Source organism: Pseudomonas sp. lyk4-R2A-10 (assembly GCF_030209075.1).
GTDB classification, from domain to species: domain Bacteria; phylum Pseudomonadota; class Gammaproteobacteria; order Pseudomonadales; family Pseudomonadaceae; genus Aquipseudomonas; species Aquipseudomonas glycinae.
Map to the genome: position 1 here is coordinate 1 of NZ_JARVSR010000025.1, position 5,501 is coordinate 5,501.

The window sequence follows — 5,501 nt, forward strand, 5'->3', positions numbered from 1 at the left end:
GCACCGGCGACCTGGCGCGCTATCGCGCCGACGGCGTGATCGAGTACGCCGGGCGTATGGACCATCAGGTGAAGATCCGTGGCCTGCGTATCGAACTGGGCGAAATCGAAGCGCGTCTGGCCGAGCACGATGACGTGCGCGAGACCGTGGTCATCGCCCAGGACGGCTCGTTGCTGGTGGGTTATGTGGTGCCGAACGACGCCCGTCTGGTGGATGCCGACGAGGCCAGTCGCAGCGAACTGGTCCAGCGTCTTAAAGAACACCTCGCCCGGAACGTTCCTGACTATATGGTTCCGCTGCACTGGGTGCTGCTGGCGAAAATGCCGGTCAGCCCGAACGGCAAACTCGAACGCAAGGCACTGCCCAAGTTCGATGCCAGCCAGGCGCAGCAGGCCTTTGTCGCGCCGTCCACTGAACTGCAACAACAAGTGGCGGCGATCTGGCAGGACGTGCTGCAACTGGAGCGCATCGGCCTCAACGACAACTTCTTCGAACTGGGCGGCCACTCCTTGTTGGCCGTCACCGTGGTTTCGCGCCTGCAACTGGAACTGGGCCTGAAGCTGACACCGCAATTGATTTTCCAGCACCCCGCGCTTGGCGATTTCGTCAGCCAGCTGGACGCCGCCGATGAGCAAGTCGATATGTTGAAACTGAGCAAGCTGGAATCCCTGCTTGATGAAATGGAGGAGGCTTGATGGATAGGAATGTCGCACTGAAGATTGCCAGGCGGTTCATTTGTCTGCCCCTGGAAAAGCGCACGCTCTATCTTGAAAAGATGCTCCAGGAAGGGGTTTCCCCCGCGAACCTGCCGATCCCGCAGACCCGCGAGGAATTCACCGCGATCCCGTTGTCCTTCGCTCAGGACCGGCAATGGTTTGTCTGGCAGATGGACCCGCACAGTGCGGCCTACAACATTCCGACCGCGCTGCAGTTGCGCGGCACCCTCGACGTGCCGGCGCTGGAGCGTGCGTTCAACGCCGTGATCGCCCGTCACGACAGCCTGCGCACCACCTTCGGTCAGGACGACGAGGGCTCTGTGCAGGTGATTCACGCGCAGCTGCCGCTGACGATTGCGGTGGATGCGCTGGATAGCGCGGCGGATCCGGCGCAACGCGAGCAGCAGATTCAGGCTTACATCAACGAACAGTTGCACCTTCCGTTCGATCTGCAGACCGGTCCGCTGATGCGCGCCAACCTGCTGCGTCTGGCGGATGACGAGCATGTGCTAGCCGTCACCGTGCACCACATTGCGGCCGATGGCTGGTCGATGCGGGTCATGGTCGAAGAGCTGGTGCAGCTGTATTCCGGTTATGCACAGGGGCGCGATGTCAGCCTCGCCGAATTGCCGATCCAGTACGCCGACTACGCCATCTGGCAGCGGCACTGGATGGAGGCGGGCGAGCGGGCGCGGCAACTGGCTTACTGGCAGGAACAACTGGGCACCGACCATTCGGTGCTGCAACTGCCGACCGATTTTCCTCGACCGTCGGTGCAGAGCTTCCGTGGCCAGCGGCTCGATGTGAGCCTCGACAGCCAATTGGCTGCCGGTTTGAAAACCCTTGCCCAGCGCGAAGGCATGACCGTGTTCATGGTCTTGCTGGCCTCGTTCCAGGCCTTGTTGCACCGCTACAGCGGCCAGAACGAAATCAGCGTCGGCGTGCCCAACGCCAACCGCAACCGGGTCGAGACCGAGCGCCTGATCGGCTTCTTCGTCAACACTCAGGTGCTCAAGGCACGCATTGACCCGCAAGCGAGTTTTCGCAGCCTGCTGCAACAGGTCAAGCAATCGGCGATGGGCGCCCAGGCGCATCAGGAGCTGCCGTTCGAACAGTTGGTGGAAGCCCTGCAACCGGAACGCAGCCTGAGCCACAGCCCGCTGTTCCAGGTGATGTTCAACCACCAGAATCTGGCGACTGGCGAGTCGCAGCGAGGCGCGCGTCTGCCGGGTCTGCAAATCGATCCGCTGAGCATGGCCAGCCAGACTGCCCAGTTCGACCTGAGCCTGGACACCTTCGAGACCCCGCAAGGCCTTGGCGCTCAACTGACCTTTGCCACCGATCTGTTCAGCGCCGCGACCATCGAACGGATGGCCGCGCATTGGCAAAACCTGTTGGCAGCGGTTGTGGCCGACGCGAGTTGCTCGCTGGCCGAACTGGTGTTGCTCGACAGCGCAGAACGCGAGCTGATTGTCGAAGGCTGGAACGCCACCGCCACCGAATACCCGCTGTCGCGCAGCGTGCATTCGCTGATCGAAGATCAGGTGCGCGCCACGCCGGACTCGCTGGCGCTGGTGTTCGGCGAGCAACGTCTGACCTATGCCCAGCTCAACGCCCGCGCTAATCAGTTGGCAGATGTATTGATCGAACACGGTGTTGGCCCGGAAGTGCTGGTCGGCATCTCGGTCGAGCGTTCGCTGGAAATGGTTGTCGGCCTGTTGGCAATTCTCAAGGCGGGCGGTGCGTATCTGCCGCTGGATCCGGAGTATCCGCAGGATCGTCTGGCCTACATGTTCGAGGACAGCGGCATTGCCTTGCTGCTGACCCAAAGTCATCTGCTGGCACAACTGCCGGTTCCGGCCGGGTTGCGCAGTCTGGTGCTCGATCAGGACGGTGACTGGCTGGAAGGTCGCAGCGAAGCCAATCCGGAGCTGAACCTCGATCCGGAAAACCTCGCGTACGTGATCTACACCTCCGGCTCGACCGGCAAACCGAAAGGCGCGGGCAACCGCCACTCGGCGCTGGTCAACCGTTTGTGCTGGATGCAGCAGGCCTATCAGCTGACCGCTGACGACAGCGTACTGCAAAAGACCCCGTTCAGTTTCGACGTGTCGGTGTGGGAATTCTTCTGGCCGCTGATGACCGGTTCTTCGTTGGTGGTGGCTGCTCCGGGTGCGCACCGGGATCCGGCGCAACTGATTCAGGTGATCACCGAACAACGCATCACCACGCTGCACTTTGTGCCGTCGATGTTGCAGGCGTTCCTGCAGGATCCGGCGGTGGCCGAATGCACCAGCCTGACCCGGATCGTGTGCAGCGGTGAAGCGTTGCAGGTCGATGCGCAGCAGCAGGTGTTCGCCAAGTTGCCGAACGCCGGACTGTTCAACCTCTACGGTCCGACCGAAGCGGCGATCGACGTCACCCACTGGACGTGCCGCGACGAAGGTCGCGACAGCGTGCCGATCGGTCAGCCGATTGCCAACCTCAGCACCTACATCCTCGACAACAGCCTGGCGCCGTTGCCGGTGGGTGTGATCGGCGAGTTGTACCTGGGCGGCGAAGGCCTGGCCCGGGGTTACCACCGTCGTCCGGCGCTGACCGCCGAACGCTTTGTTACCAGCCCGTTCGGTGACGGCCAGCGCCTGTACCGCACCGGCGACCTGGCGCGCTATCGCGCCGACGGCGTGATCGAGTACGCCGGGCGCATGGACCATCAGGTAAAGATCCGTGGCCTGCGCATCGAACTGGGCGAAATCGAAGCCCGCCTGGCCGAACACGATGACGTACGCGAGACCGTGGTCATCGCTCAGGATGGTTCGTTGCTGGTGGCCTACGTGGTGCCCGACGACGAAGCGTTGTTGAGTGCCGACGACGCCACACACAGCGCGAAAAACCTCGAACTCAAGGCGCATCTGGGGCAGAGCCTGCCGGAGTTCATGGTGCCGCAGCACTGGGTCTGGCTGGAAAAAATGCCGGTCAGCCCCAACGGTAAACTCGAACGCAAGGCGTTGCCGAAGTTTGATGCCAGCACCCTGCAAAACACCTTTGTCGCGCCGCAGACCGACCTGCAAAAACACGTCGCGACGATCTGGCAGGACGTGCTCAAGCTCGAACGCGTCGGCCTGACCGACAACTTCTTCGAGCTGGGCGGGCATTCGCTGCTGGTGACCCAGGTGGTGTCGCGCATCCGTCGCACGCTGGATATTCAGGTGCCGCTGCGCACGCTGTTCGAACACAGCAGCCTGGAAGCCTTTGTCCGCGTCCTCGATGCCGATCAGCAGACCACGCAAACCCCGATTCCACAGGTCAGCCGCGAGCAACCGCTGGCGTTGTCCTACGCCCAGGAACGTCAATGGTTCCTGTGGCAGATGGACCCGCAAAGCGCCGCCTACAACATTCCCACCGCGCTGCGCCTGCATGGCGAACTCGATCGTGCGGCTCTGGAGCAAAGCTTCCAGGCGCTGATCCAGCGCCACGAAAGCCTGCGCACGGCGTTTGTCGATACCGACGGGCGCGTGCAGCAAGTGATCCGGCCGAGCGGGCAGGTGGCGTTTTACGAGCAGACGCTGGCCAACGCCACGGATGAGCAGATCAAAGTCTTCGTCGAACAGCAGACCCGGCAGGCGTTCGACCTGTTGGCGGGCGAGTTGCTGCGAGTGGCCTTGCTGCGCATCAGCGACACCGACCATGTGTTGGTCCTGACCCTGCACCACATCGTCTCCGATGGCTGGTCGATGCAGGTGATGATCGAAGACCTGATCGCCTGTTACGCAGCGTTCAGCCAAGGCCGCACGGCCGAGTTGCCGGCGCTGGCGGTGCAGTACGCCGATTACGCGGTGTGGCAGCGCGAGTGGATGGACAACGGCGAGCGCGAACGGCAGCTGACGTACTGGAAAACTCAACTGGGGAGCCAGCAACCGCTGCTGGAAATGCCGGCCGACCATCCGCGTCCCGCCGTGCAGAGCTTCCGCGGTGCGCGCCTGAACGTGACCATCGAACCGGCGCTGGGTGACGCACTCAAGGCGCTGGCGCGGCGTGAAGGCGTGACCGTGTTCATGTTGCTGCTGGCCTCGTTCCAGACCCTGTTGCACCGCTACAGCGGTCAGTCGGATATCCGCGTCGGGGTGCCGATCGCCAACCGCAATCGTCTGGAAATCGAGCGGTTGATCGGCTTCTTCGTCAACACCCAGGTGCTGCGGGCCGAGTTCGACCCGGCGCTGGATTTCGCCCGGTTGCTGCAGCAGGTCAAGCACACCGCGATTGCCGCGCAAATGCATCAGGACCTGCCGTTCGAGCAACTGGTCGATGCCTTGCAGCCTGAACGCAATCTGAGCCACAGCCCGTTGTTTCAGGCGATGTTCAACCACCGCACCGAAGCCGAGTCCGATCTGGTCGCGCAATTGCCGGGGCTGAACCTGCAAAGCCTGAGCTGGGAACACCGGACCGCGCAGTTCGACCTGGCGCTGGACACCGGCGACAGCCCGGAAGGCCTGGATGCGTCCTTTACATACGCTACCGATCTGTTCGAGGCGAGCAGCATCCGGCGCCTCGCCGGGCATTGGCTGAACCTGCTCAACGCCGTCGTGACTGACGCGACACGTCCGTTGGCTGAGCTGGTGCTGCTTGACGGTGCAGAACGCGAACTGATTGTCGAAGGCTGGAACGCCACCGCCACTGAATACCCACTGTCACGCAGCGTGCACTCGCTGATCGAGGATCAGGTACGTGCCACCCCGGACGCTCTGGCGCTGGTGTTCGGCGAACAACGTTTGACCTATGCCCAGC

2 protein-coding genes are annotated in these 5,501 nt (G+C 62.8%); both read left to right on the forward strand.

Going from position 1 to position 5,501, the window contains the following annotated elements:
• Positions 1–695, forward strand: a 695-nt coding sequence (locus QRN46_RS28595; RefSeq protein ID WP_285358785.1) for a phosphopantetheine-binding protein, incomplete at its 5' end; no start/stop codon positions are given.
• The coding region (locus tag QRN46_RS28600; RefSeq protein WP_285358787.1) for a non-ribosomal peptide synthetase at positions 695–5,501 on the forward strand (4,807 nt) is incomplete at its 3' end. The genes QRN46_RS28595 and QRN46_RS28600, both read left to right, overlap by 1 nt.